Source organism: Kribbella sp. NPDC003505, from assembly GCF_040610875.1.
Taxonomy (GTDB): Bacteria; Actinomycetota; Actinomycetes; order Propionibacteriales; family Kribbellaceae; genus Kribbella.
Genome location: NZ_JBEXNA010000008.1, coordinates 182,139 through 208,073, shown reverse-complemented (window position 1 = coordinate 208,073; position 25,935 = coordinate 182,139). Strand labels below are relative to the sequence as shown.

Sequence of the window (25,935 nt, the reverse complement as noted above, 5' to 3'; positions counted from 1 at the left end):
AGTCAGCGCTGGATGGTGGTCACCACGTCCGGCACCGGGGCGAGGGCGGTCGCCGGCTGCAGGGACTCGACCGTCGAGGGATGTTGCTGGTCCGTGACGGTCTCGAGGTGGTGCAACAGGATGCCTTCGCGCAGCGCCCAGGGGGACACCACGAGGTTCTCGATGTCGAGGGTGCTCATCGTTGCGTTCGCGACCACGGCGCCCGCCAGGCTTTGCCGAGCGCGGTACTGCGAGATACCGCGCAGGTCGGCCCGGTCCGCGCTGGACATCGCCGCCAGTCGCGGCAGCCAGCGGCGTACGTCCTTGCGGGCCAGCGAACGGCGGACGAACGGCCCGCGCCGCTGCGGCGGAGCACCGGCCAGCCGGGCGAGCTGCTTGAAGGTCTTCGAACTGCCGATGACCTGCTTCGGATCGCCCTCCCACAGCAAGCGGTCGGAGACCTGGCGCAGGGTGGTGCGCACGTGATGGCGCAGCTCGTGCAGCTGATCGGCGCTCGGCGGGTCGTCGGGCAGGAAGGTCCGGGTGAGGCGACCGGCGCCCAGCGGCAGCGACACGGCGACGTCGGGCTGGGCGTCGCGGCCGAGCGCGATCTCCATCGAGCCGCCGCCGATGTCCAGGACCAGCAACCGTCCCGCCGACCAGCCGTACCACCGACGCACCGCCAGGTAGGTCAACCGTGCCTCGTCCTCGCCGCTCAGGAACCGCGGATGGACGCCGGTCTCCGCGCTGAGCCGGGCCGCGATGTCGCCCGCGTTGGTGGCGTCGCGGATGGCGGAGGTGGCGAACGCGTAGAGCCGGTCGACCTGAAGGTCACGGGCGACGGTCGCCGCCGTCCGGACGCCGTCGATCACCCGGTCGATCCCGTCCTCCGCGATGGTGCCGTCCGGCTGCAGCGCCTCGCCGAGCAGGATGCGCTGCTTGAAGGCATGGGTGGGGAGCGGGGGCGCGCCCGGTACCGCCTCCGTCACCTGGAGTTGCGCGGTGGTCGATCCGATGTCCAGTACGCCGATCTTCATGGCGCTCAGGTTCCCTCCGGCAGTGCCTCGCACTCCTGGTTGCACAGCGTGGCGAAGTGTCGGGTGGGGTACCGGGTGCAGCGTGAGTGAGAACGAGTGCTTGATCGACGCGAGCGTCGACGACGTGTTCGCGATCCTGACCGACGGATGGTCATACGCCGCGTGGGTGGTCGGCGCGTCCCGGATCCGGGACGTCGATCCGCCATGGCCCGAACCCGGTGGGCGGATCCACCACTCGGTGGGCGCCTGGCCGCTGGTGATCGACGATACGACGACGGCCTTGGAGTACGAGCCGTCGCGGCGGCTGAAACTGCAGGTCCGGGTGTGGCCGGCAGGTCGCGGCGAGGTCGAGTTCCGCGCCACCGAGACCCCGACGGGCTGTCGTGTCGTGATGACCGAGCAGGCGACCAGCGGACCGATCTCGCTGCTGCCGGCGGCTGTCGCGGACCTGGCGCTGCACGCACGGAACACAGAAACGCTGAAGCGCCTCAAGCTGCTGGCAGAAAAGCGGGTAAAACCCTAGCCAGGCACCGATATGCGGACGGTTTCGGGTCGTTGTGTTCGAGGTGTCCACAGGGTGGGACACTGACTGCGAGGGCGGTCGACTTCGCACGCCGGTTGAGCACACACCCCCCGCACGCTCCCAGCATTTGCGCGAGGCCGGCCGCCTGGGGGTGTCAGCCGTCGCCGGACTCGGGCGAGACCCGCGGGCCGGCCGCCTGCTGCTTCTCGGTCTCCGCTTCCCGGTGCGGCACCGGGCAGACCGGCTGCCGGCGCACCGGCCCGCCTCCGAGCCGACGGAACTTCCACTGGTGCTCGTCGTAGTCGTAATAGGTGTCAACGCCACCGACAGTCATAGCCCCTCCCAAGGTTCTACCCCTCCCCGGTTCCCGGGCGGCACGGCTGCGCAAACCGCTGCGTGGCGGCCGGATCGGCGGGTACCGGCGAGGGAGGACGAAAGGGTGAGACAGTCGTGAGGTTCATGACGTGGAACGTCTGGGGACGGTTCGGCGACCGATGGTTGCGCCGGCAGCGCGCGATCGCGGAGACGGTACGGACGCAACGACCGGATTTCGTTGCACTGCAGGAAACCTGGCGTGTCGACGGTCGCTCCCAGACCCACCAGCTGGGCTTCGAGCTGGGCATGTCGCCGGCCTTCGCGCCGTCCCGGATGCCGCGGGACCCGGACCCTGACGTCCATCTCGGGCTGGGCATCCTGAGTCGCTTCCCGTTGCGGGAGGTCGAGCAGCACAACCTGTCGGAGGGCACTGTCGCGCTGCGGGCGGAGATCCGGCTGGGCGCGCAGAGCCTGCACTTCGTCACGAGCTGCCTGGACTGGGAGGAGAACCACGAACGGGAGCGCCTGGCACAGGCCGAGGCGCTGGCCGCGTTGGTGTCCGAGCTCGGCGCGGGCGGTGACGAGGTGATCGTGGCCGGAGACCTGAACGCGCCGCCCGACCGGCCCGAGCTCAAACCGTTGCTGGCCGTGCTCGACGACTGCTGGAAACCGAACGGGTACGACGGTGCGACGTACAGCTCCCGCAACCCGTACCTCGGGCACGGCGAATGGCTCGAGGACCACCGCATCGACTACATCCTCGCCAACGACGGGCTGACCTCCCGCGAAACCCGCCTGGTCGGCTTCGACGAGGACCACGGCCGCCCGCCGTCCGACCATTACGCGGTCGTCACCGACGTACCGATCGGCTGAGCCTCGGATTCGGGGCTGGGTACCGGGCGGGTGGAGAAGGTGACGAGATGAACGAACAGCTTGATCAGGAGCGGCCCCGGCGGGTCTCCGTGGACCCGACGGTCGCGCGCTTCACGCCGTACCGCTCGCCATGCCGGTCGCGGTCGCGCTCGGCGGCGAGCTGCGTCCTGCCCTGGCAACGCCAGCGGACCCGCTCCCACCGCTTCAAGCGCACCGGCTGACCACCTAACCTCGGCAGTTCCTACTGCGGACACGCCGGATCGGCAGGAAACAAAGGAGTGCTCCCTCGGAGAGGGAGCACGGCCGGCGGTAGCAGGTCAGGAATCGCGGGGGAGTTGCTCGTCCGGGTTCTCGTCCGGATCGGGCTCGGGCTCGGGCTGTGGGTCGAGGTCGGGATCCGGATCGGGGAGCGGCACCACCGGCGGAACCGGGCCCTGCGGGGTGGGAACGGTACTCATGTCTGCCTCCTTGCGAGCCGACGTGATGACGCACCGGTGCCCGCCCGTCCGCACTCCATGCGCCCGCTTGCCCGGCGGAGCTCCGGGTACCGGACGGGCGGAAGGGAGCGTGACGAACATGCCGGCAGGATCGAATCGCAAGCGGGAACGGCAGTACGAGCACATCAAAGCGGGTCTGAAGGAGCGCGGCCGGAGCGAGGACGTCGCCGAGGAAATCGCGGCGCGCACCGTGAACAAGGAGCGGGCCCGCGCCGGCGAGGCGAAGGAGAAGAGCCGGTCGTCGACCGACGACATCTCGTCCGGGCGCCGCGGCGGTCTGCGATCGCACAGCGGGTCGAAGGGCCGCACGAAGGAACAGCTCTACAACGAGGCCAAGCAGAAGAACATCAAGGGCCGTTCCTCGATGAGCAAGGCCGAGCTCGCCAAGGCTGTCGGCCGTTAGGCCGACAGCGCCAGCTGGAGGCGGCCCATGATGGTCCGCAGGCGCCGGGAGACCTGCATCTGGCTGATACCGATCTCGGCGCCGATCTCCGCCTGGGTCAGGTGGTCGACGAAGCGCCTGCGCAGGATCAGCCGATCACGCTCGGGCAGCTCGTTGACCACCGGCCACAGGGAATGGACCTGATCGACCAGTTCGTAGGTGTTGCGCGGGTCGGCGAGCTGCCCGCCGAGGTTCCAGCCGCCCTCCGTAGCCCGCTCGGCGTCCAGGGAGGTCGGCTGAAAACAGCCCCGCGCCTGCTCGGCCGCCCGGACCTCGGCGACGTCGATGCCGGTCGCCTCCGCGAGCTCGGCGTACGTCGGCCAGTGCCCGAGGTCGACCGCCAGTGCGGTCTGGACGCTGTTCACCCGGGCCTGGATCTCCTGCAGGCGGCGCGGGAGTCTGATCGCCCACGCGTTGTCCCGGAAGTGGTGCCGGATCCCGCCCCGGATCGTCGGCAGGGCGTACGACCGGAAGTCCGAGTCGTCGGTCGGCCGATAGTTGCGGACGGCCCTGATCAGGTGCTCGACCGCGACCTGCTCGAGATCGTCGTTGTCCACCCCGCGGCCGCGGAAGCGGCGGGCCAGCGTCCGGGCCAGCGGGAGGCCGGCGACAATGGCCTCGTCGAGGAGCTCTGCGCGTCGTCGTCCGCGGGCGGCGTGCGCAGCGCGCAGCAGTTGCTCGAGCCGGCGGGATTCGGAGCGACGCGACGAAACGGTGACTGGACTACTCGTTGCCATTGCGGGTGCCCTGTCCGTGTCCGTCCCGGCGAAGTGCGGCGCATGGTTGTACCGCGGCCCGGGACTCCCTCCGGGTACCCGACGAGCGCCGGCCGAATCCCGGAGCTGCTCCATGGTTTGCCTCCCGCCGGGCCGGGCACCGGCTCCAGATGGGAAGGATCGACCGGATCGCGGAACCCTGGGGGACCCGGACGCCGTACGGGCCGGGACAGGACTGGCCGCAGCGGGTCGATCTGCGCCTGGACGCGGGGCTGAGCCCGGCGGACGTCGACGAGTGGGTGCAGTCGGCAACGATCCTGCACTCGAACGGCGACGGGCTGGACATCGCGGTGAAGGACGGCCGGATCGTCGGCGTCCGCGGCCGGGCCGTCGACCGCGTCAACCACGGCCGGCTGGGTCCGACGGATCTGTTCGGCTACCAGGCCAACAATGCGGCCGATCGACTCACGACGCCGCTGATCCGGCGCGACGGACAGCTCGTGGAGACCGACTGGGACACCGCGATGACGGCGGTCGCCGGGCGCACGAAGGAGTTGCTCGCCGAGCGCGGTCCGAGTTCGATCGGCTTCTACACCACGGGCCAGCTGTTCCTGGAGGAGTACTACACCCTCGCGCTGATCGGCCACGGCGGCATCGGCACGAACCACCTGGACGGCAACACCAGGCTGTGTACGGCGACCGCGGCGGCTGCGCTGAAGGAGTCGTTCGCCTGCGACGGCCAGCCCGGCTCGTACACCGACGTCGATCACGCCGACGTCATCGCGCTCTACGGGCACAACATGGCCGAGACCCAGACGGTGTTGTGGACCCGGATCCTCGACCGGCTCGCCGGCCCGAACCCGCCGCGGGTGCTCTGTGTGGATCCGCGCCGTACGCCGGTGGCCGCCGCCGCGACGATCCACCTGGCGCCGCGCCCCGGGACCAACGTGGCGCTGATGAACGCGCTCCTGCACGAGATCGTCGCCAACGACTGGATCGACCGTGAGTACGTCGACCGGCACACCGTCGGGTACGACGAGCTCGAGAAGCAGGTCGCGGGCTGCGACCCGGAGTGGGCCGCCGCGATCTGCGACGTCGCGCCCGGCGACATCCGGGACGCGGCACGCCTGCTCGGAACGGCGGAGCGGCTGCTGTCGACCGTGCTGCAAGGGTTCTACCAGTCCCACCAGGCGACCGCGGCCGCCGTCCAGGTCAACAACGTGAACCTGATCCGCGGGATGCTCGGTCGCCCGGGCTGCGGGATCCTGCAGATGAACGGGCAGCCGACGGCCGAGAACACCCGCGAGTGCGGTGCGGACGGGGACCTACCGGGTTTCCGGAACTGGGCGAACGACCAACAGGTGGCCGACCTCGCGAAAGTCTGGAACGTCGAGCCGCAGCAGATCCCGCACTACTCCGAGCCGACCCATCTGATGCAGATGCTGCGCTACGTCGAGGACGGCTCGATCCGGTTCCTCTACGTCAGCGGGACGAACCCGGCGGTGTCGCTGCCCGAGCTGCGCCGGATCCGCGACATCCTCACCCAGGAACGCCTGTTCCTGGTCGTCCAGGACATCTTCCTGTCCGAGACCGCGCAGCTGGCCGACGTGGTGTTGCCGGCCGCGACCTGGGGCGAGAAGACGGGGACGTTCACGAACGCCGACCGGACGGTGCACCTGTCGGAGAAGGCGGTGGAGCCGCCGGGGACGGCGCGTGCCGACCTGGACATCTTCATCGACTACGCGCGGCGGCTCGAGCTGAAGGACAAGGACGGGCAGCCGCTGGTGAAGTGGTCGGACGCCGAGGGCGCGTTCGAGGCCTGGAAGGCGTGCAGCGCGGGACGTCCGTGCGACTACAGCGGGCTGAGCTACCCGAAGCTGCGGGGCGGGAGCGGGATCCAGTGGCCGTGCAACGACGAGCATCCGGACGGGACCGAGCGCATCTACGTGGACGGCGAGTTCTGGAGCTCCCCGTCGTACTGCGAGAGCTACGGCAAGGACCTGCTGACGGGCGCGCCGCTGGATCCGGTCGAGTACAAGGCGATGAATCCGTCCGGGAAGGCCGTGCTGAAGGCCGCGGAGTACCTGCCTGCGCACGAGCCGACGACGCCGGAGTACCCGTACCTGCTGACCACCGGACGGACGCTGTACCACTTCCACACCCGGACCAAGACGGGACGGGTTCGGCAGTTGCGCGACGCGGCGCCGGACGTCTGGGTCGAGCTGTCGGCGTACGACGCCGATCTGCACGGCTGGGGCGAGGGCGATCTGCTGCGGATCTCCACGCCGCGGGGGCGGGTGGAGGCGAAGCTGCGGATCAGCGGTATCCGGCAGGGGACGTTGTTCCTGCCGTTCCACTACGGGTACTGGGACGCGGCGGAGAGACAGTCCGGGCGGGCGGCGAACGAGCTGACGGTCACCGACTGGGATCCGTGCTCGAAGCAACCGTTGTTCAAATGCGCGGCGGCCCGGGCCGAGCGGATCGCCGTCGGTGACACACCGGCCCAGGCGCCGACCACGACGGCGTCCAAGCCGGCCGGCGGCCGGGTGCCGGCGACCCGCGGCGGTGACGACGCTGCGGTCGTGGAGTACCTGGCCGCGGAGGAAGGCAGCCGATGACGAACAAGGTAGGCCTGGCGCTTCGCGAGCTGCATCGTGCCGAGAACGATCTGGCGGCGGAGCTGCTGCGCGCCTCCAGCCGGCACAAGGCGGACCACGACATCTTCTACCTCGGCCGGGATCTCGCCCGCTGGTCCCAGGACCACGTCCGCGCGCTGGCGAAACACGGGGAGAACTACGGCGTCGGGCTGGACGCGGAGCCGCACGAGGAGGCCGGTCTGCTGGCGGCCGCACGGCACATGGGCGCGGAGCTCCTCGGCGGACAGCATGACGCGGCGCTCCTGCTGCTGAGGGATCTACGCGAGATCCACCGCAAGGCCGCCGGCGTCTCGCTCGATTGGGAGATCCTCGCCCAGACCGCGCAGGCGCTCAAGGACGACGAGCTCCTGGAGCTGACCAAGTCCTGCCATCCGCAGACCCTGCGTCAGCTGCGCTGGGCGAACGCCTCCCTGAAGGCGAACGCGGCGCAGATCATGGTCACTCCGTAGGCTGCTGTTCGAGCAGGTGCAGGACCGGTACGCCGAGGTGGCGGCGGGCCTGGGCGGACCAGTCGACGTGCAGGAGCTCGGCGATGACGTGCGGGCGGGTGAGGCCGACGACCTCCTGCCCGCGCACGCGCGGAATGTAGTCGACGAGCTCGTCGACCGGATGCCGATGCGTGATCAGGCCGTCCGCGTCCCGGTCGAAGGACCGCAGCCGCCCGACGCTGCGCTCGAGTGCCGCGGCCGCCTCGGCGTCGACCGCTCGCTGGGCGTCGTCCGCCGCCTGCAGTACGCCCTCGTCCGGCCGGAACGCGTACCGCTGACTGGGCATCCCGAACAGGTCCGACCCGGCGAGCCCGGTCAGTGACGCCTCGACCTGCGCTCTCGCGTTCTCACACGGAACCAGCACGTGGAACTTCACCGCGTCCGCGGTACCGCGTACAGCTGCACCAGTTCCTTGGCATCGGCCACGCTGATCTCTTCTTCGACCAGCACCAACACGTCGTACATCGCAATCACCTCGCCCACCCGGTACCCACTAGTGCTGCACTTGTGTCGGTGTTCTCGATCCGCAGCGTTCCGGCGAGCAGGAGTCGACGACCTGCGGCGCACAGATCGTCCAGGGGCTTCGGGCAACAGAAGCGGCGGCCCCCGGTCTGGTCAGGGATTTGCTTCCGGCTGAAGTTAAGAGGTGGCGACCTGTTGACAGCCCTCATCGGCCCAATTAACTTCAGCTTGAAGTAAATGAGGCCTGGTGGAGCGGAAGCAGGTGACGGACAGCGTGACGCGCCGCGTGAACGTGCTGGTCGTGATGGCCGACGAGCAGAGCTGGAACACCATGGGCTGCACCGGCAACCCGGCCGCGCGGACTCCCCAGCTCGACGAGCTGGCGGGTGAGTCGACCGTGTTCGACGCCTGCTACACGCCGTTCCCGCTCTGCTGCCCGGCTCGGACGAGCTTGTGGACCGGGCTGATGCCACGACACCACGGAGTGCTCGGGAACTGGCGCCCGATCGAACCGCAGCTGCGCTCCGCCGGGTTCGCGCGGTCGTTCGCCGACGCCGGGTATTACACGCACTACAACGGCAAATGGCACGTCCCCGGCACGACGCCCGACCGAATGGGCTGGGCGAGCAGCAGCGCGATTCCCGCCGTACTGAACGGTCAGGACCGCGGTCGCTACATCGAGGAGTACCGGGAGTGGGCCGCCGGACAGGGCTATGCCTTCGACGCGAAACACATCGAGAACCTGACCGCGAAGGACCTCGCCGCCCTGGCCCGGCGGCCGTACGCGACGTCGAGCCTTCCGCTCGACGCCTACCTGGAGACCTGGCAGTGCGACAGGTTCCTCGAGAGCCTCGACCAGCGCCCGGCGGACAGGCCCTGGCTGGCCGTGTGCTCGTTCAACGCCCCGCACTTCCCGATGTCGGTCCCCAGTCCGTACGACCGGATCATCGATCGGGACAAGGTGCGGCTGCCCGCGAGCTGGGCGGGCGGCACGGCGGGTAAGCCGCGTGAGGTGCGGGAATCGCACTTCGCCCGGGACTTCGAGCACCTCTCCGAGGAGGAGTGGATCGAGGTCACGAGCCACTACCTCGGTCTGTGCGCGCTGGTCGACGCCCAGCTCGGGCGGATCCGCCGGTACCTGGAGGATGCGGGGGAGTGGGACCGGACGGTGGTCGTGTTCACCTCCGACCACGGCGACCTGATGGGCGCGCACCGGCTGATGGAGAAGGGCCATTGGCTGCACTACGAGGAGGACCTGCGTGTCCCGCTGATCGTTCGTCATCCCGACGGCCGGGCCTCCAGGAACGCGAACTTCGTGTCGCTGTGCGACATCGGGCCGACCTTGTGCGAGGTGGCCGGCGTGCCGTGGCACGAGCAGCACGACGGGCGGTCCTTCGCCGCGATGCTCGGCGACACGTCGGCCGCGCCGATCCGTGACTACGTAACGGCCGAGACGATGCTGCACGACGGCCGCCCGGGCGGTGACGGTTCACCGTTCCATGCGCGGGACTGGCAGTGGCCGCGAGACAGTCTCAACCTCTCCGTACGAACGGCCGGCCACCGCTACGTCTTCCGCTCCCACGACGAGGCCGAGCTGTACGACCTGGTCGACGATCCCCACGAACAACGCAACATCGCGGCGGTACCCGAGGCGGCGCCGGTCGTCGCCCGGCTGGCCGGACTGGCCGCCGACGAGGTGGCCGACGCGCTGCCGGCCGCCGCGGCCCTGGTCCGCGCCCCACTCGCATCGACAGCGAAAGGCACATCATGACGTCGTTCCCAGGTCCTCAGGTCTCCCGCCGGGCACTCCTGCAGTTCGGAGCGGCGGCGGCCGGCGCCGCGGCGCTGACCTCCTGTTCGCGCGGACTCGGCGGCTCGTCGTCCGGCGGCGGCTCCGGCTCGACGCTGGAGTTCATGTTCTGGGGCGAGGGCGATCAGAACAAGAAGCTGATCGCGGCACTCGATCTCTACCAGAAGTCGGAGGGCGCCTCGAAGGTCAACCCGCAGTACTCCGGCTTCTCCGGCTACTACGACAAGCTGGCGACCCGCGTGGCCGGCGGCAACCCGCCGGACGTGTTCCAGATCCACCTGCCGTACCTGATGGAGTACATCAAGCGGCAGGCGGTGCAGCCGCTGGACGAGTACAAGGACGACCTCGGGCTCGACTCGATGCCGGACTACGTGGCCACCACCACCAAGGCGGACGGCAAGTACTACTTCGCCCTGCTCGGGGCTGCGACCCAGCCGGCGATCATCGTGAACACGACCAAGCTGAAGGGCCTCGGCCTGGCGGCGCCGGGCACGGACTGGACCATCGACCAGTACAAGGCGACGATGGGCGAGGTCTGGGGCAAGAGCGGTCACAAGCTCGCCGGTACGGCGGACCTCGGCGGCAGCCCGATCGCGCTCGAGTCCTTCCTGCGCGGCCGGGGCAAGGCGTTGTTCGGGGACGGCAGCTCGCTGGGTTTCGGCGAGGACGACCTGGCCGCGTGGCTCCAGCTGTGGCAGGATCTGCGCGGCAACGGATCAGCCGTGCCGATGGCGGTCACCGCGGCCGCGACCGGCTTCCAGAACGACCCGGTCACCGTCGGCAAGGCGGCGTACACCGGTACGGCGACGTCCCGCGGCCTGCCGTCGATGCAGAGTCTGACCAAGGACGCGCTGAGCCTCGGCACCTTCCCGTCCGGCGGCCCGGGCACCCAGCCCGGCACCAACGTCATTCCGGCCGGCTGGTTCGCGATCTCGCCGAAGTCGAAGAACATCGAGGGAGCCGTCTCGATGCTGAAGTTCCTCACCAGCAACGCCGAGGCCGCGACCGCGATGGGACTGGCCCGTGGCGTCCCGATCCCGGAGGACATCCGCAAGACGGTCAGCACGTCCGCCACCGGGCTGAACAAGCTGGTGCTGGACAACTACGCCCTGATCGCGTCGCGGGGACCTGCGGCGCTGCAGATGTACCCGCCCGGTGCCAGCAAGCTCCTGCAGACCTCGCTGCCGAACGTCAACCAGGTCGTGGGGTTCGGGAAGAGCACGGTCGCGCAGGCCGTGACGAAGTTCTTCTCCGATGCACAGACCGCACTCAAGTGACTCGCAGACGCCGGATCCGGTACCAGAACGGCTGGGCGCTGGCCTTCCTGGCGCCGTGGCTGATCGGCTTCCTGGCCTTCACCGCCGGGCCGATGCTGATGTCGCTGTACCTCGCGTTCACCAAGTACGACCTGCTGTCCGCGCCGAAGTGGATCGGCGCGGGCAACTTCGGCCGGATGCTCGGTGAGGACCCGCTGCTCGTGCAGTCGCTGAAGGTCACCGCGATCTACGTCGCCGTCGGGACGCCGCTGAGCCTGTGCTTCGCGCTCGCGGTCGCGGTCGTCCTCAATCGCGGACTGCGCGGCCTGGACTTCTACCGGTCGGCGATCTACCTGCCGTCGCTGTTCGGCGGCAGCGTCGCGATCGCGGTGCTGTGGCGCAAGGTGTTCAACGGTGACGGCCTGGTCAACCAGATCCTCGCGCTCGTCGGGATCCACGGCCCGTCCTGGATCTCCGAACCCCACACCGCGCTGGGCACGCTGATCGCCCTCGAGGTGTGGCAGTTCGGCGCCCCGATGGTGATCTTCCTGGCCGGGCTCCGGCAGATCCCGCGCGAGTTCTACGAAGCCGCGCAGGTCGACGGCGCGAGCCGGGGCCGGCAGTTCTGGAGCATCACGATGCCGTTGCTGAGCCCGATCCTGTTCTTCAACCTCACGCTGCAGCTGATCCGGTCGTTCCAGGCGTTCGCGCCGGCCTTCATTATCAGCGACGGCTCGGGCGGCCCGGCCGATTCCACGCTCTTCTACTCCCTGTATCTCTACCAGGAGGGATTCGTGAACTTCGACATGGGCTACGCCGCGGCGATGGCCTGGATGCTCGTGCTGCTGGCCGGCGCCGTCGTCGCGGTCAACTTCTTCTTCAGCAAGTTCTGGGTGCACTATGAGAACTGAGCGGAAGCGTCTGCTGGCGCACTTCGCATTGATCGTGGTCACGCTCGTCATGCTCTATCCGCTGGTGTGGATGGTGGCGAGCTCGTTCAAGCCGACCGACGAGATCTTCTCCCAGCCCGGTCTGGTCCCGCGGCACTTCGAGCCGGCGAACTACACCGAGGGCTGGAAGGGCGTGTCGACCGCCTTCAGCATCTTCATCGAGAACTCGCTGTTCATCTCGGTGGCCGCGATCATCGGCAACGTCATCTCCTGCAGCCTGGCCGCGTACGCGTTCGCGCGGCTGAACTTCATCGGCCGCCGGATCGCCTACGCGACGATGCTGGTGACGCTGATGCTGCCGACCCACGTCACGCTCGTGCCGCAGTACATCTTGTTCAACAAGCTGGGCTGGGTGAACACGTTCTACCCGCTGTTCGTGCCGCACTTCTTCGCCGTCGACGCGTTCTTCGTGCTGCTGATGGTCCAGTTCATCCGGTCGCTGCCGCGGGAGCTGGACGAGGCCGCGCGGCTGGACGGCTGCTCGCCGTGGAAGACCTACCGCTACATCGTGTTCCCACTGCTGCGGCCGGCGCTGGTGACCACGATCATCTTCACCTTCATCTGGACGTACAACGACTTCTTCAAGCAGCTCATCTACCTGAACGACGTCCAGTTGTTCACCGTCCCGCTCGGCCTGCGCCAGTTCCTCGACTCGACGGGTGACTCGTCGTGGGGACCGATGCTTGCCATGAGCACCCTTGCGCTGGTGCCGCCGCTGGTCCTGTTCGTCACCTTCCAGCGCAAGATCGTCGACGGTGTCGCCACGTCGGGCCTGAAGGGATGAGCCGGGTCGCGGTCGTCACCGCCGTCGACCTGACAGTCGACGGCGGAATGCTGCTGGGCTGGGCCCGAACGCACAACTGACCGAATAACGAGGGGTTTCATGGGAACTGCGCGACCGAACGTCCTGATCATCCTGGTCGACGACATGGGGTACTCCGACATCGGCTGCTACGGCGGCGAGATCGGGACCCCGACCATCGACGGCCTCGGCGAGCACGGGGTGCGGCTGACGAACTTCTACAACACCGCCCGCTGCAGTCCCTCCCGTGCGTCGTTGCTGACCGGACTGCACCCGCACCAGACCGGCGTCGCCGAACTCGTGAACAACGACGGCCCCGGTGGATACCCCGGCAGCCTGACCGAACGCTGCGCGACGCTCGCCGAGACGTTCCGGGCGGCGGGCTATCACACGCACATGACGGGCAAGTGGCACCTGTCCAACGAGCGCGAGCAGCCCGCCGGCAGCTGGCCGACGCGACGGGGCTTCGAGCGTTTCTGGGGAACGATCAGCGGGGCGGGGAGCTACTTCCAGACGACCACGCTGCACGACGGCGAGACGCCCGTACCGCTGTCCGATCTCGGGCCGGACTTCTACTACACCGACGAGATCGGTGCGCATGCCGCGGCGGCGATCCGGGAGGCGGACAGTGCGCAGCCGTTCTTCGGCTACGTCGCCTTCACCGCGCCGCACTGGCCGCTGCACGCGAAGGAATCGGACCTGGCCGGGACCCGCGGGCTGTTCGACGAGGGCTGGGACGTCCTGCGGACCCGCCGCCGGCAACGGCAGGTCGACGCCGGCATCTGCGCCGCGGACGCGACCCTCGACCGCCGCGATCCCGCCGTTCCCGCCTGGGTCGACGAGCCCGAGCAGAAGTGGCAGCTCGAGCGGATGGAGGCGTACGCCGCCCAGGTCCGGGCGATGGACCGCGCGGTCGGGGCGATCCTCGACGCGCTCGACGAGACCGGCCGGCGGGACGACACGATCGTGGTCTTCCTGTCCGACAACGGCGGCTGCGCGGAGGAGCTGCGCAGCGATCCCGACGGTGCGGCGCAGTTCCGGCAGCACCACCTGATCATCCCGCCGAGCGCTCCCGACGGTACGCCGATGAAGGTCGGCAACTCGCCGGACATCCGGCCGGGCACCGCCGACACGTACACCAGCTACGGGCAGGCGTGGGCGAACCTGTCCAACACGCCGTTCCGCCTGTACAAGCGCTGGGTGCACGAAGGCGGTATCGCGACCCCGCTGATCGTGTCCTGGCCCGCGGGCGGTCTGACCGGCGGCGTGCTCGACGCGCCGCACCAGCTGACCGACATCGCGCCGACGTTGCTCGAGGCAACCGACGTGCGGCCGCCGGCGCGGCGTGACGGCGCGCCGCTGCCGGAGCTGCCGGGGGTCAGCATGCTGGACCTGCTGCGCGGCGGCTCGCCGGTGGAGCACGACCTGTTCTGGGAGCACATCGGGAACGCGGCGATCCGCTCGGGCCGCTGGAAACTCGTCCGCGAGTACGAGGGCCCGTGGGAGCTCTACGACCTCGCGACCGATCGCAGTGAGAGCAACGACCTCGCGGCGGATCAGCCGGACCGCGTGCGAGAGCTGGCCGGCCGCTGGCAGCGCTGGGCCGACGCAGCCGGCGTGCTCCCGTACGCCGACGTGCTCGCGGCGCGCGCCACGATGCCGAACCAGCCCGCCTGACTCAGGAGGTACGACCTACTGAAGCGCGGGTGCGGTGAGTGCGGGGACGAAGGCTTCGGGGGAGCGGTAGACCGCGTCCAGCATGATCGCTCCGGCGGCGATACCCAGCGCGTGCGGGCCGAAGGCACTCGGCACGATCCGCGCCGCGGCGTCGCCGCCGCCGTGGGCCTCCAACTCCTTGAGGGCGGAGTCGCGGAGCACCGGCACGTGGTCGGCGGGTGCGCTGATCCCGCCGCCGATCACGACCAGCTCGGGATCGAGTAGCTCGATCAGGGTCGCGGTCGCCTTGCCGACGAGCGCGGCCCGCTCCTGGAGCAGCCGCCGGGCCCGGGCGTCGCCGGACACCGCGAGCCCGAACACGTCGTACACCTCGTCGTCGTCGCCGATCAGGCCGGCCGCGCGGGCCCGGCGGGCGACTTCGAGGTCTCCGCCGACGACGGCGAAGCAGCTCCGGCTGCCGCAGACGCAGGCCTCGCCGGCCCGGCCGGGGACCGGCAGATGGTCGAGCCCGCCGGCCGCCGAGTGCGCTCCGCGGTACGGCGAGCCGTTGAAGACGAACCCGGCGCCGACGACGTTGCCGACGAACAGATGGATGAAGTCGTCCACCCCGGCCGCGGCGCCGAACCAGTGCTCGGCCAGCGCGAGCGCCCGGACCTGTGAGTCGACCAGCACCGGCAGACCGGTCGCGTCCTGGAGGGCCTTGGCGAGCGGTGCGTTCTGCCAGCCCAGGATCGGCTGGTTCCGCACGCGGCCGGTCGAGCTGTCCACCCAGCCGCCGGTGCTCGCTCCGGCGCCGAGGACCGTCAGCCTGCTCCCGTCGACCAGCTTGCGCACCGAACGAGCGGCGCTGCGGACCAGGGAGTCCAGCCGGGTGGTGCGCTCGGTGGTGTGCAACTCGGCGACGAGTTGCCCGCGCAGGTCGATCACACAGGCGTTGACCCGGTACAGGCCGAAGTGCACGCCGATCACGCCGTACGTCGATCCGTCGATGCCGACCGGGACCTTCGGGCGGCCCTTGCCGCGCTGCGCCGGCTCGGCGACCTCCGCGAGCAGACCGGCCCGGACCAGCGCGCCGGTCAGCCTGGTCACCGAACCGGTGGACATCGCGATGGTCGTCGCGAGGTCCGTGCGCGCGGTCGGACCGGACCGCATCAGCTCGCGCATGATCGTCGAGTAGTTCTGTTGCCGCAGGTCACCCAGTTGGGTCGAACGCGCCTTGCCCGTGGGCTCCGTCATGCCCTCGGTTGTAACACCGCACACCGGCCCGGTCCAACTGACCGCCCCGTTGACAGCGGCACCTGGTCCTATTTATCTTCGACTGGAAGATAAATAGACCGGCGGAGGGATCCGGCCCGATGAAGGATGCGACGTTCAGGCTGCGCGGCACGGCGAACGGGGCGATCCGCCCCGAGATCTACGGGCAGTTCCTGTCCCGGCGCCGGTGGGTGGCCGACGAGGCGCTGCACAACCCCGGCCACCCGGAGTCGGATGCCTCCGGCCTGCGCCGCCCGGTCGTCGACGCGATCGCGGAGCTCGGCGCCCCCGTCGTCCGCTGGCCCGGCGGCTGCACCGGGACGTCGTACGACTGGGAGCGCGGGATCGGCCCCCGGCGGGAGCGGACCGTCGACTGGCACTTCGGGTACGACGTCGGCAACGGGTTCGGGACCGCGGAGTTCGTGGCGTACTGCCGGCGGATCGGCGCCGAGCCGCAGATCAACCTGACCACCGGGACCGGGTCGCTGCGCGAGTCGCTCGCCTGGATCGAGTACTGCAACGGGACCGGGGACTCGGTGTGGGCGAACCTGCGGCGCTCGCACGGGTACGACGAGCCGTTCGGCGTCCGGTACTGGCAGATCGGCAACGAGGAGTGGGGCTCGTGGGAGCTGGGCCAGGTCGGGCCGCACGAGAACGCGGTCCGCTGCCGCGAGTGGGCCAAGGCCATCAAGCGCCTCGACCCTGAGCTGAAGGTGCTGGCGATCGGCTGCTTCGAGCCGGCCAAGGCGGTCGACTGGAACCTCGCGCTGCTCCGCGAGGCGTGGGAGCACATCGACTACCTGACGTTGCACACCTATTGGCAGTTCGACCCGACGACCAACGACGGTGACTACGCGCGGGTGCTCAGCGGGCCGTATCGCACGGAGAGTGCGATCGTCGCGATCCAAGGGCTCGTGGACCTCGTGGCCCGGGAGAAGCCGGGTACGGCGAAACCCGAGTTGGCCTTCACCGAGTGGAACTGCGCCGACGCGACCCGGTTCGAGATGAGCCCGAAGTGGCGACCGGGGGAGACCCGGTACCGCACCGTCGACGCCCTGGCTGTCGCATCGTTCCTCAATGTGATGCAGCGGCAGGCGGAGTCCGTGACGCTGGCGAACTTCGCGCAGACCGTGAACGTCGTCGGCGCGCTGGTCGTCACCGACGAGGACGTCGTTCGCGAGACCGTGTACTGGCCGCTGTGGATGCAGCGTCACCACAGCGGGAGCATCGCTCTGGCGGGCGACGTCGCGTGCGGCACTGTGCCAGGCGAGACGCTGGAACGTGCGCCGATCGATCTCCCGGCCCTCGACGTGAGCGCCTCGGCCGATCGGGGCGGTTCGACCGTCTGGCTGTCGGTGGTCAACCGGGACCGCGACAACCCCGTCCGGTTGTCCGTCGACCTCGGCCGGACGCTGGCGACCGACGTCGTACGCGTCGAACAGCTGCATACGGCCGATCCGCTGGCCATGAACACCCTGTCCGACCCTGATCGGGTGGCGCCCCGCTCGGAGGAGTCCAAGCTGGACGAAGGTCAGGTTCTGGAGCTGCCGCCGAGCTCGTACACGATCATCGAACTCACCACGGCGGCCCCGGTCGTGCCGTCATGAGCCGTGCCGGGCGCGGGCGGCCTCGATGTCGGGGACGTGTTGCTCGGCCCAGAGCCGTACGGCGCGGAGCGGGACGAGGAGGGACTGCCCCAACGGCGTCAGCTCGTACTGGACGTGCGGCGGGTTCTCGGCGTACTCGTGCCGGCTGATCAGCCCGTCGGCCTCGAGCGAGCGCAGCGTCTCGGTCAGGACCTTCGGGGTGATGCCCTGGATATGGGCCTTCAGTTCGGTGAAGCGGCGCGGTCCGTCGGCGAGGGCGTTCACGACGAACACGGTCCACCGGGCGCCGATCCGGTGCAGCACGGTGCGGCTCGGGCAGGTCGCCGCCATGACGTTGTACGCCTTACCCATGCGGGACTCCAGTTCCGTTGAAGATACCGGTATCAAATCCATACCGTTGCACCCGATCCTACGAGAGGGAGTGACGAACATGGAGCGGATCCTGGTCATCGGCGGCGCCCGTGCGCTCGGGGCGGCGGTTGCGCGGCGGGCGGCGAAGGACGGGTACGAGGTTGTGGTCGGGGCGCGCGACGCGGCGGCGGCGCGGCTGGTCGCGGACGAGATCGGCGGGACCGCCGTACGGATCGACCTGCAGGACGAGACGTCGATCGCGGCCGCGGCCGACCGGCTCGCGGACGGGGTCGACCACATCGTGAGCACCGGGTCGGCGCCGCACGACGTCCGTGCGGCCGAGCTGGATCACGCCAAGCTGGTCGAGGCAGTCACCGCGAAGGTGATCGGCCCGATGCTGGTCGCCAAGCACTTCGCGCCGGTGCTGCGGCCCGCCGGGTCGATCGTGCTGTTCTCCGGCGTCGTCGCGTGGCGGCCGGGGCCGGGCTCGCTGGTCAAGGGCGTGACGAACGGCGCGGTCGAGTACCTCGCCCGCCACCTCGCCGCGGACCTCGCCCCGGTCCGGGTCAACGCGATCTCGCCCGGCGTGATCGACTCCGGCGCCTGGGACCGGCTCGCCGACGCGAAAGCCGGGCTCCTCGGCAAGAGCGCGGCCGGGACCCTCGTCGGCCGGCACGGCGAGATCGACGACGTGGTCGAGGCGGTGATGTGGCTGCTCCGCGCCGGCTTCGTCTCCGGCGAGACGATCCACCTCGAAGGCGGCGCGCGGCACAAGTCCGCCTGACCAGGCAAAGGGGCGCCGTGCGGTTGCGCGGCGCCCCTTCGTGGGTGTTTCGGGTGATTACTCGCCGACCAGCTGGTCGTAGTGCGTGGTGAGCAGGACGTGGCTGACGCCGTTGAAGACGCCCGGGATCTTGCCGTACGACGTGAGCGCGGTCGCGGAGCCGTTGGCCTTGCTCATCGCGTACAGGTAGCCGGACTGGGTGTCGTGGTCCACGCCGGTGACGAGCGAGCCGCCGCGGGTGCCGCAGCCCTCGACGACGATCGACTCGTACGCCGCGAAGCCGCTCGAGCGGATCAGCTTCATGACGGGCTTGGCGCCGGCCGCGACCGGGATGTGCGCGGTCCACAGCGCGCCGGCCGTGGTCGTCATCAGCAGCGTGTCGTACGTCGCGGTCTCGCTGAGCACGGTCATCGCCTTGAAGCCGCGGAAGCCCGGGATCGGGCCGAGGCCCCGGAAGCTGGTGCCGACCATCTGGTACCGGTACAGGCTGCCGTTGGTGTTCAGGCCGTACAGGTACGCGTGCCGCGGCGCGGCGACGCTGTAGTTCGACGTGGCGATGGACTTGAACGTCGTCCAGCCCGGACCGACCTTCTTGAAGGTGGGCACCCACGGCTTGGTCTCGTCCGCCGGCAGGTACGTCGTGTGCCGGTACAGGTTCCCGCCCTGCAACAGCAGGCCGTAGAAGTAGAACTGCGTGCCCGTGGAGTTGAACGCCGCGTACCACGTCGCGTCGGCGCGGGTGCTCACGTACTTGAACGGGTCCCAGGAGAAGGACGTCGGCGGCTTGCCGGCCGTCACGTCGATCTCCTGCATGGTGCCCGCGGCGGTGGGCACGCCGACCGAGGTGCCGCACGCCTCGCTGATAGCTGAGGACGACATCGTTGTGGCCAGACCGGACTTGCTGAAGAAGCGCGGCTTCGGGTCAGCCTGACCGGTGGCGGCGGCCGGAGCGGAGGCGGCGGCCGAGGCGATCAGCCCGGCGCCGGCCAGTGCGAGCGCAAGGCGCTGCAGTTTCATGGAGTTTGCCCTTCGGGAATGTCTCGAACAACTCGAGCTCGCGCTGAAATGGCCCAGCTCGCCTGGCCGGGGGCCGGCGAGCTGGGCAGCAACCACCACATCGTTGCCGAAGGGGTCGGTGTTACAGCTACGGCGCAGTTATCGACGTCACTGTCGATCCGGAGACGTAGGTCGGCCACACACCGACCGTCACCGTGACCTGACCGTTGCCGTTCGGCGTCAATGTGGTGCTCGAGCCGTACAGGCTGGTGACCTGGATCGGCCCCGTCGCGTTGACGGTCACCGTCGTGTTCGAGCCGCTCGCGGCCCAGATCGCGCGGAACGGCGTACCGTCGTTGGCCGCGTACACCTGGTCGATCAACCCGCTGCCCGGGTTCTCCTTGCCGAGGAACGTTGCGCCGCGGAGCTGGCGTGCCGCGGTGGCGTAGGCGACGTACGACGGCTTGGGAGTGTACTTGCCGAGCGCGTCGCTCTCGTGGTGCACCAGCCCGTAGTTGTTCTGCTCGTTCGCCGGGTCGATGCCGTCGTTCTTGAAGTCGTACGCGTAGTACCGGTCGATGTCGTGGCCGGGGACGTCGAGCATCTCGCGGGCCAGGTACATGGCCTGGGTGGGTTCGCTGACCGGTGCCAGGCCGCCAGAGGTGTACCAGCCGGCCTCGGTGATCCAGATCGGCTTGTCCACGCCGCCGTTGTACTGCCGGATCGTGGCCCGGATCTGGTCGAGTTTCGCGCCGAGGCTCTCCGGGGCGCCCAGGAAGTTGTACGGGTGGATGGAGACCACGTCGAGGTACTTGAGCCCGCCGAGCTGGCAGAACGCCTGGAACCAGGCCTGCTGGTTCACGTCGTTGTCGCCGCCGCCGAGCACGGTGAGACCTGGGTGGTTCGCCTTCAGCTTCGTGTACGTGGCCTCGAGCAACGCGAGGTAGCTGTCCGGCGTGTAGTTCGACGGCCCGGCCGCGTTCATGTCCCACTCGTTCCAGACCGCGATGTTCTTCACCTGCGGGTACTGGGTGGCCAGCGCGTCGGCGTAGTCGGCGAACGCGGCCCGTCCGGCGTCGGTGTACGGCGCATCGAACGCGTTGCCGGCCACGTCGTCGTACAAGGGGTTGCCGTAGTCGGCGATGACCAGCGGATCGATGCCGTTGGACTGCCACGACTGCAGGTACGTGGTGACCTTCGCCGGGAAGGAGTAGCTGCCAGGCGTCGTCTCGGCGTCGGTCCAGCTGGCCTCGTCACGGCCGCCGCGTGCACCGGCCTGGGTCATCAGCGGTACGAGGTCGGGGCTCCAGCTGAAGTTGAAGTGCGCGCCCGCACCTTGGAGCGTGGGTGAGGTGGTCGTCGTGACGGCGTCGACGTTGAGTGCGGCCGTCGTACCGCCGCCGCTGATCAGGGCCTTGTCGAGGGTCAGCGTGATCGCCTTGGCCGGGCGGTGCCAGACGCCGTCGTCGGCGCCGCCGAAGTGCAGGTACGCCGTGCCGCCGTCGAAACGGGTCACGGTGAGCTGCTGCCACCCGGTCGACGCGGACAGGGTGAGGCGCTGCTGATGGACCTGGCCGGTTGCGTCGGTGAGGCGGAGCCCGATCGCCGAGACCTGGCTGGTCTTGACCCACAGGCTGAGCGACTGCAGGTCGATCGGTACGAACGTGCGCTGGAGAGCGACGTAGTTGCCGCCGCCGGAGAAGTCGGCTGACAGCTTGGCGGACTGGGCGCCCGACTGCGGACCGGCGGTGTCGTACGTGAGGCTGCCAGTGGCGCCCGGGAACTCACTGCCGGGGTAGAACGACCAGCCTTCGGCCGCGCTCTCGTAGTTGCCGAGCGGGGTGGTCGGCTTCGCCGCCGGCGCGTTGAGAGTGACGTCGTCGAGGCTGACGCTGCCGCTCGTCGCACCCGGGATCGCGCCCTTGTCGAGCACGACCTCGACCGCCTTGGCCGGGCCGTGCCAGACCCCGTCGTCGGCGCCGCCGAAGTGCACGTACTGCTTGCCGCCGTCGAACCGGGTGACGGCGACCGGCTGCCACGCAGTTGCGCCCGACAACGTCAGGCGCTGCTGGTGGACCTGACCGGTCGAGTCGGTCAGGCGGAAGGTGAGGAAGCTCAGGTTCGGGGACTTGGCCCAGAAACTGACGCTGGTGGCATTCACCGAGGGGAGCGGACGGCTGACGCTGACGTACGCGCCGCCGGCGCTGAAGTCCGCGGACAGCTTTCCCGAGGTCGTGCCCGAGTGGTTGTCGGCGGTGCTGAGAGCGAAGCTGCCGGTGGCGCCGGGGAATTCGCTGCCGGGGTAGAAGGTCCAGCCCTCGGCGGCGTTCTCGAAGTCGCCGATCCGATTGGTCGTGAGGCCGGCGACCGCCGACGTACTGAGGGGACTGAGGATCGCGAACGTGGTCTTCGCGGTCGTCGTACCGGCCTGGACGGTCAGCTGGTACCAGCCGCGGGTGGTGACGGACACCTGCAGCGTGGCCGCTGCGGCCTGGCTTCCGCTCGCGACGACGGTGCCGTTCACGTCGGCGGCCGACCAGGTGACCGACGAGGCGTCGGTGGCGAGACCGATCTTCACCGGCTGACCGTCGGTGAAGACGTTGCCGAGGGTGATGGGAGTGAGGGTGAGGGCGGCGGCGTGTGCGGGGGTGATGCTGCCGAAACAGAGAAGGAGGACTCCGAGGACGATGGCGAGAGTGCGTTTCATGCCGGCTCCTTGAGGGTGCGAAACCGCTTTCGCACACCTTGCTGCGGCACCGGGCGGGTGTCAACGGTTCAGGATCACCCGGGGCGGACCTTCGACCCAGGTCTTCGCCCACCGGTCCGCGAACTCGAGGTCGGCCGGCGCGCCGGCGGGCAGACCGACCGTCTGGGGCGCGGGCTCTGGTGCGGGAGCACGCCGAAGCTCCGCGACGACCTCGGCGAAGCGGCGGCCGACCGGCTTCACCCGGTTGCCGACGTCGAGCAGGCCGAGCTCGTACTCGACCGAGTTGAAGCCGACGTACTCGGGCCGGATGTCGTGCGACGCCCACCAGGACAGACCGGCGACTCCGGGCACCGCCATCGCGTGCCTGATCAGCCGCTCGGCGGCGTCCTCGACCGCGACCTCGGTCACCCATTCAGGGGCGACTCCGATCTCCTGGACCCAGATCGGGCGCGCTGCCGTCTGGTGCGCGGCGGCCACCTGCGCGAGGTAGGCGCCGATCGTCCAGGACCTGTCAGCGTGTTCGCCGAAGTGGTCGAGGAAGCCGCTGAAATAGGGCCAGGCGTGCACGGTCGTCACGTCGAGTTCGTCGGCGAGCAGTGTCCGGCTGAAACCGACCTTGCCGGTCGTCCACGGCTGGTGGTCGGCGCCGAGGACGACGGGCAGGCCGGGCGCGGCCGACCGGACGGCGGCGATCATGGCGCGGGCCCACTCGTCGAGATCCGCGCCGGTCACCGGCTCGCGTTCGCTGCCGACCAGCATGTTGGGTTCGTTGCCGATGTCGATCCCCGCGCCGGCCGGGTGCCGGGCTGCGACGTCGGCGACGGCTTCGAGCAAGGTCGAAGCGCCGGCGATCGCCAGCGGGTCGGTGAAGACGTTGCGGTCGTGCATCCAGGCCGGGCGGAAGACCCAGCCGCTGAGGAATCCGTTGAGGACGGTGACCCAGACGTCCAGCCCGGCGTCGTCCGCGCGATCCAGCACCGTCGACAGCCGCCGGAGCGCCGTCGCCGAGACCGAGGTGGGGAACGGCTGGAAGACCGGCCACAGACACTGGATCCGCACGTGGTCGCAACCGAGCCCTGCGATCGCGTTCAGGTCGTCGGCAAGGGACGCCTCGTCGAAGTCGACCCAGGCGTTCCACCATTGGTCGCGCGGCACGTAGTTGACCCCGAACGCGGGCCCGTCAGACGTCTGCATGCGTCCCCCAACCGGTCACCTGGCCGCGCTCGGCGATTCGGGTCAGCAGCTTGGGTACGTCGATCCGCTGTACGTCGGTACGGTCGCGCAGCGCCTGGACGGCGGCCACCGCGGCAGACTCGGCGAGGACGCAGAAGACGGGCTCCATGCGCGTCGCGGCGTAGGCGATGTGCGTCGCGGACAGGCAGACCGGGACCAGCAGGTTCCCGCAGTCGGCCTGTCGCGGGGTGATCGCGCGGTACGGGACCGGGTACGGGCGGCCGGTGCCGAGGTGGCCGCCGATGAACATGTCGCCCTCGGTGGCGACACCCCACTGCCCGGTCTCCGGGTCGCGCTGCGCGATACGCCGTACCGGGTAGACGTCCACGCCGAACAGGGCGAGCCCGATGCTGTCCTCGGGGTCGGTCCGGTTGACCACGTCGGCGTGGGTGAGGGTGTAGATGCCGTCGAGTCGTCGGGCCACTCGCACGTACAGCTGCGGCGGCCAGCCGTCGGTGTCGGGGAAGATGCTCTTGTCGAGCCCGTACGCGGCTGTCTCCTTTCGGAAGGCCTCCGGTACGGAGGGATCGGTCGAGAGGAAGTGGTGCAGCCCGCGCAGGTAGTCGATGTGCCGGCGCCAGATCCGGGACCGCGTGTTCCAGTCGCCGTCCTGGTACTCGCGGCTGACACCGAGCGGGGCGTTCGTGACGAGCGACGCGCGCTGGTAGTTGTACTCGCCTGAGTTGAGCCAGCCTGGGAAGATCCCGCGCAGGGCCTCCAGATCGTCCCCGAGGTGCTCGACATAACGCCGTACGAGCTCGTAGTCGGCGGCGGAGTAGCCGGCGGGCGGGGTGATCTCGGCGCGGCGGGCCGGATCGGTGGTGACGTAGAAGCGGAAGTTGTACGCCTGGGTGTAGTCGTCGCGGGCGCCGACCGGCAGGCCGTGATCCTGGTCGAGGAGCGGCAACAGCTCACCGGCGGCGTACGGGTCGATCGCGGTCCAGTTCGTGACCGGGCGGACGCCCGCGAAGTCCTCGTGGAAGTCGTCCTGGGACTCGCGGCCGGTCCGGTACGGGACGCCGGCACGCGCCATCAGGTCGCCTTCGTACGACGCGTCGAGGAAGACCGAGGCGCGGATCTCGAGGTCGGGGACCGACGCGTCGGCCGGCAGCGGGACGCCCCACGGGTCCGGCTGGGACGTCTCCAGTTGGATGGCGGTGATCCGGTTGCCGGCACGCTCCGCCGAGCGGACTCGGTGCTCGAAGACGACCGTGATGTCCGCGGAGTCGATCCAATCGTGGAAGGCGCGCAGTACGTCGCGCGGGTTGTCGCCGAAGCCGAAGACCGCGTCGCGCGTCAGCCCGCCGACAGCCGCCGGGATCGGGCAGTCCTGGCGCGGCTTGATCCCGGCGCTGAGCATGCCGCCGAGCCAGCGGCCGGGCTCGATCAGGATCACCGAGGCGCCCTCGTCGTACGCCGTCATCGCGGCGACGCAGCCCGCGGGCGTTCCTCCGTACACACAGATGTCGGCTGTCATCGTCATGGCATGTACTGTCGCGCGTCGGTCAGATGCCTGAAAATGCCGGGATCGAGCATCTCCATGTACTTTTTTGCCGTGCTGCTCCTGGATGGTCACCTGCTCGCGGCGCAGCGCGACGAGTTCAGCCTGAGCCTCGACACGTACCGCACCTGGTGCCTGCTGCTGCCACGAACCGGGGCCTTCGCCTTCGAGATCACCGGCCGTCCCGCGGGGGAGGCGAGATTCGGCGACATCGTCGTCTGCCCGCCCGGAGCGACGCTGCGACGCCGGATGCTGCGGCCCACGTCGTTCTTCCATGCCCGCTTCGACACCGACCTGGAGCCGCCTGTCGGCCGCACCCGCGTGCCGGATCTCGACCGGCTGCGCGCGGACCTCGCGATGCTGGAGCAGGCCGACGACCCCGCGGACGTCGTTGCCGCGCACGTCGTCACCGACCTCGTCCTGATGACGCGACGCGCCCGGCGCGACGGTCTCGACGACGAGCTCGTCGGCCGCGCCACGACGTACCTCCTCGACCACTTCACCTCGCCGGACCTGTCGCTCGCCGACCTGGCGGCGATCCTGGAGATCAGCCCGGCGCAGCTGTCCCGCCGGTTCAAGGCTGTGCTCGGCGTCACACCGGTCGCGTTCCTGCGGGACCGCCGGCTACAGAAGGCGCGCGAACTCCTCGTCGAGACCGACGACACCCTCCAGACGATCGCCGAGCGCTGCGGCTACCGCAGCGCCTTCTACCTCAGCCGCGTCTTCAGCAACCACACCGGACACTCTCCGTCGGTGTACCGCTACTCCAGCCGATTCTGAAACGCTCGGGTCTCGTTGCCCGATACAACAAGCGGGGAGGAGACCGGATGTGTGAATGCTGCAGGCGCCTGCGCGCCCTGCTCCGAATGATCGAACGCACCGCCGCGCCGTTCGGCGCGCTGGGCGACGACGCCGCGCTGGACGCCTGGTTCGGCCCCCGCTCACCCCTCTTCGGCTCCGACCGCGCCGCGGCAGACCTCCAGGAGTAGGAGTTCGAACGCAACGCATTCGTCTCCTG

At 69.6% G+C, this 25,935-nt stretch carries 26 protein-coding genes; 14 read left to right on the top strand and 12 right to left on the bottom strand.

Translation table 11 applies throughout. From position 1 onward, the window contains the following. Window positions 1-2: 2 nt before the first annotated feature. Window positions 3-1,016 (bottom strand): Ppx/GppA phosphatase family protein, encoded by a 1,014-nt coding sequence (locus ABZX12_RS27175; protein ID WP_355697577.1) that lies wholly within the window; start codon window positions 1,014-1,016, stop codon window positions 3-5. An 82-nt stretch (window positions 1,017-1,098) separates the two neighbouring features. Between ABZX12_RS27175 and ABZX12_RS27170 the strand changes: the two genes are divergently transcribed. After that, window positions 1,099-1,539, top strand: a complete 441-nt coding sequence (locus tag ABZX12_RS27170) for an SRPBCC family protein (RefSeq protein WP_355697575.1) — start codon at window positions 1,099-1,101, stop codon at window positions 1,537-1,539. A gap of 154 nt (window positions 1,540-1,693) precedes the next feature. Here the strand turns inward: ABZX12_RS27170 and ABZX12_RS27165 are convergent, their stop codons facing one another. Then, window positions 1,694-1,873 (bottom strand): hypothetical protein, encoded by a 180-nt coding sequence (locus ABZX12_RS27165; protein WP_355697574.1) that lies wholly within the window; start codon window positions 1,871-1,873, stop codon window positions 1,694-1,696. Window positions 1,874-1,998: 125 nt separating this feature from the next. Between ABZX12_RS27165 and ABZX12_RS27160 the strand changes: the two genes are divergently transcribed. Continuing rightward, window positions 1,999-2,727: an endonuclease/exonuclease/phosphatase family protein gene (locus ABZX12_RS27160; protein ID WP_355697853.1), complete on the top strand. Its 729-nt coding sequence runs from the start codon at window positions 1,999-2,001 to the stop codon at window positions 2,725-2,727. Between the two features lie 64 nt (window positions 2,728-2,791). Here the strand turns inward: ABZX12_RS27160 and ABZX12_RS27155 are convergent, their stop codons facing one another. Further along, window positions 2,792-2,941, bottom strand: a complete 150-nt coding sequence (locus tag ABZX12_RS27155) for a hypothetical protein (protein WP_355697572.1) — start codon at window positions 2,939-2,941, stop codon at window positions 2,792-2,794. 103 nt (window positions 2,942-3,044) lie between these two features. Further along, window positions 3,045-3,185, bottom strand: coding sequence for a hypothetical protein (locus ABZX12_RS27150; RefSeq protein ID WP_355697570.1), 141 nt, complete (start codon window positions 3,183-3,185; stop codon window positions 3,045-3,047). 118 nt (window positions 3,186-3,303) lie between these two features. On the opposite strand from ABZX12_RS27150, the gene ABZX12_RS27145 reads away from it, so the two are divergent. Next, window positions 3,304-3,627 (top strand): plasmid stabilization protein, encoded by a 324-nt coding sequence (locus ABZX12_RS27145; protein ID WP_355697569.1) that lies wholly within the window; start codon window positions 3,304-3,306, stop codon window positions 3,625-3,627. Here the strand turns inward: ABZX12_RS27145 and ABZX12_RS27140 are convergent. Next, window positions 3,624-4,403 carry a sigma-70 family RNA polymerase sigma factor gene (locus tag ABZX12_RS27140; RefSeq protein ID WP_355697567.1) on the bottom strand — a complete coding sequence of 260 codons (780 nt, stop codon included), beginning with the start codon at window positions 4,401-4,403 and terminating at the stop codon, window positions 3,624-3,626. The genes ABZX12_RS27145 and ABZX12_RS27140 overlap by 4 nt on opposite strands. 149 nt (window positions 4,404-4,552) lie before the next feature. On the opposite strand from ABZX12_RS27140, the gene ABZX12_RS27135 reads away from it, so the two are divergent. Both ABZX12_RS27135 and ABZX12_RS27130 read left to right on the top strand, forming a co-directional pair. Then, a complete protein-coding gene (locus ABZX12_RS27135; protein ID WP_355697565.1) occupies window positions 4,553-7,000 on the top strand; it encodes a molybdopterin-dependent oxidoreductase in 2,448 nt (815 codons plus the stop codon). Then, the gene (locus tag ABZX12_RS27130) at window positions 6,997-7,488 is read left to right on the top strand and encodes a hypothetical protein (protein WP_355697563.1); all 492 of its coding nucleotides are present in this window, start codon (window positions 6,997-6,999) and stop codon (window positions 7,486-7,488) included. Before ABZX12_RS27135 ends, ABZX12_RS27130 begins: the two co-directional genes overlap by 4 nt. Here the strand turns inward: ABZX12_RS27130 and ABZX12_RS27125 are convergent. Then, complete coding sequence (locus tag ABZX12_RS27125; RefSeq protein WP_355697561.1) at window positions 7,478-7,903, bottom strand: hypothetical protein; 426 nt, start codon at window positions 7,901-7,903, stop codon at window positions 7,478-7,480. The two genes, ABZX12_RS27130 and ABZX12_RS27125, sit on opposite strands and share 11 nt — an antisense overlap. Window positions 7,904-8,236: 333 nt before the next feature. Between ABZX12_RS27125 and ABZX12_RS27120 the strand changes: the two genes are divergently transcribed. From ABZX12_RS27120 to ABZX12_RS27100, 5 genes are all read left to right on the top strand, one after another. Next, complete coding sequence (locus ABZX12_RS27120; protein ID WP_355697560.1) at window positions 8,237-9,760, top strand: sulfatase-like hydrolase/transferase; 1,524 nt, start codon at window positions 8,237-8,239, stop codon at window positions 9,758-9,760. Then, window positions 9,757-11,076: an extracellular solute-binding protein gene (locus ABZX12_RS27115; protein ID WP_355697558.1), complete on the top strand. Its 1,320-nt coding sequence runs from the start codon at window positions 9,757-9,759 to the stop codon at window positions 11,074-11,076. The genes ABZX12_RS27120 and ABZX12_RS27115 overlap by 4 nt, the downstream gene beginning before the upstream one ends. Beyond that, window positions 11,073-11,966 carry a sugar ABC transporter permease gene (locus ABZX12_RS27110; protein ID WP_355697557.1) on the top strand — a complete coding sequence of 298 codons (894 nt, stop codon included), beginning with the start codon at window positions 11,073-11,075 and terminating at the stop codon, window positions 11,964-11,966. The genes ABZX12_RS27115 and ABZX12_RS27110 overlap by 4 nt, the downstream gene beginning before the upstream one ends. Continuing rightward, window positions 11,956-12,789: a carbohydrate ABC transporter permease gene (locus ABZX12_RS27105; RefSeq protein ID WP_355697555.1), complete on the top strand. Its 834-nt coding sequence runs from the start codon at window positions 11,956-11,958 to the stop codon at window positions 12,787-12,789. Before ABZX12_RS27110 ends, ABZX12_RS27105 begins: the two co-directional genes overlap by 11 nt. Window positions 12,790-12,888: 99 nt before the next feature. After that, window positions 12,889-14,484 carry an arylsulfatase gene (locus ABZX12_RS27100; protein ID WP_355697553.1) on the top strand — a complete coding sequence of 532 codons (1,596 nt, stop codon included), beginning with the start codon at window positions 12,889-12,891 and terminating at the stop codon, window positions 14,482-14,484. A gap of 15 nt (window positions 14,485-14,499) precedes the next feature. Here ABZX12_RS27100 and ABZX12_RS27095 read toward each other — a convergent pair whose 3' ends face one another. Next, a complete protein-coding gene (locus tag ABZX12_RS27095) occupies window positions 14,500-15,720 on the bottom strand; it encodes an ROK family protein (protein ID WP_355697551.1) in 1,221 nt (406 codons plus the stop codon). A gap of 119 nt (window positions 15,721-15,839) precedes the next feature. Between ABZX12_RS27095 and ABZX12_RS27090 the strand changes: the two genes are divergently transcribed. Then, window positions 15,840-17,345, top strand: coding sequence for an alpha-L-arabinofuranosidase C-terminal domain-containing protein (locus tag ABZX12_RS27090; RefSeq protein ID WP_355697549.1), 1,506 nt, complete (start codon window positions 15,840-15,842; stop codon window positions 17,343-17,345). Here the strand turns inward: ABZX12_RS27090 and ABZX12_RS27085 are convergent. Further along, window positions 17,340-17,696 (bottom strand): helix-turn-helix domain-containing protein, encoded by a 357-nt coding sequence (locus tag ABZX12_RS27085; RefSeq protein WP_355697548.1) that lies wholly within the window; start codon window positions 17,694-17,696, stop codon window positions 17,340-17,342. The genes ABZX12_RS27090 and ABZX12_RS27085 overlap by 6 nt on opposite strands. A 79-nt stretch (window positions 17,697-17,775) precedes the next feature. On the opposite strand from ABZX12_RS27085, the gene ABZX12_RS27080 reads away from it, so the two are divergent. Beyond that, the gene (locus ABZX12_RS27080) at window positions 17,776-18,480 is read left to right on the top strand and encodes an SDR family oxidoreductase (protein ID WP_355697546.1); all 705 of its coding nucleotides are present in this window, start codon (window positions 17,776-17,778) and stop codon (window positions 18,478-18,480) included. A 57-nt stretch (window positions 18,481-18,537) separates the two neighbouring features. Here ABZX12_RS27080 and ABZX12_RS27075 read toward each other — a convergent pair whose 3' ends face one another. The 4 genes from ABZX12_RS27075 to ABZX12_RS27060 form a co-directional block, all read right to left on the bottom strand. Beyond that, window positions 18,538-19,497 (bottom strand): hypothetical protein, encoded by a 960-nt coding sequence (locus tag ABZX12_RS27075; protein WP_355697544.1) that lies wholly within the window; start codon window positions 19,495-19,497, stop codon window positions 18,538-18,540. 127 nt (window positions 19,498-19,624) lie between these two features. Then, window positions 19,625-22,183, bottom strand: a complete 2,559-nt coding sequence (locus ABZX12_RS27070) for a glycosyl hydrolase (protein WP_355697542.1) — start codon at window positions 22,181-22,183, stop codon at window positions 19,625-19,627. Between the two features lie 60 nt (window positions 22,184-22,243). Beyond that, on the bottom strand, window positions 22,244-23,377 hold the full coding sequence (locus ABZX12_RS27065) for a hypothetical protein (RefSeq protein WP_355697540.1): 1,134 nt from the start codon (window positions 23,375-23,377) through the stop codon (window positions 22,244-22,246). Then, on the bottom strand, window positions 23,364-24,899 hold the full coding sequence (locus ABZX12_RS27060) for an FAD-dependent oxidoreductase (protein ID WP_355697538.1): 1,536 nt from the start codon (window positions 24,897-24,899) through the stop codon (window positions 23,364-23,366). The genes ABZX12_RS27065 and ABZX12_RS27060 overlap by 14 nt, the downstream gene beginning before the upstream one ends. Window positions 24,900-24,971: 72 nt before the next feature. On the opposite strand from ABZX12_RS27060, the gene ABZX12_RS27055 reads away from it, so the two are divergent. Both ABZX12_RS27055 and ABZX12_RS27050 read left to right on the top strand, forming a co-directional pair. Continuing rightward, window positions 24,972-25,697 carry a helix-turn-helix transcriptional regulator gene (locus ABZX12_RS27055; protein ID WP_355697536.1) on the top strand — a complete coding sequence of 242 codons (726 nt, stop codon included), beginning with the start codon at window positions 24,972-24,974 and terminating at the stop codon, window positions 25,695-25,697. Between the two features lie 86 nt (window positions 25,698-25,783). Beyond that, window positions 25,784-25,906 (top strand): hypothetical protein, encoded by a 123-nt coding sequence (locus tag ABZX12_RS27050; protein WP_355697534.1) that lies wholly within the window; start codon window positions 25,784-25,786, stop codon window positions 25,904-25,906. Window positions 25,907-25,935: the final 29 nt, after the last annotated feature.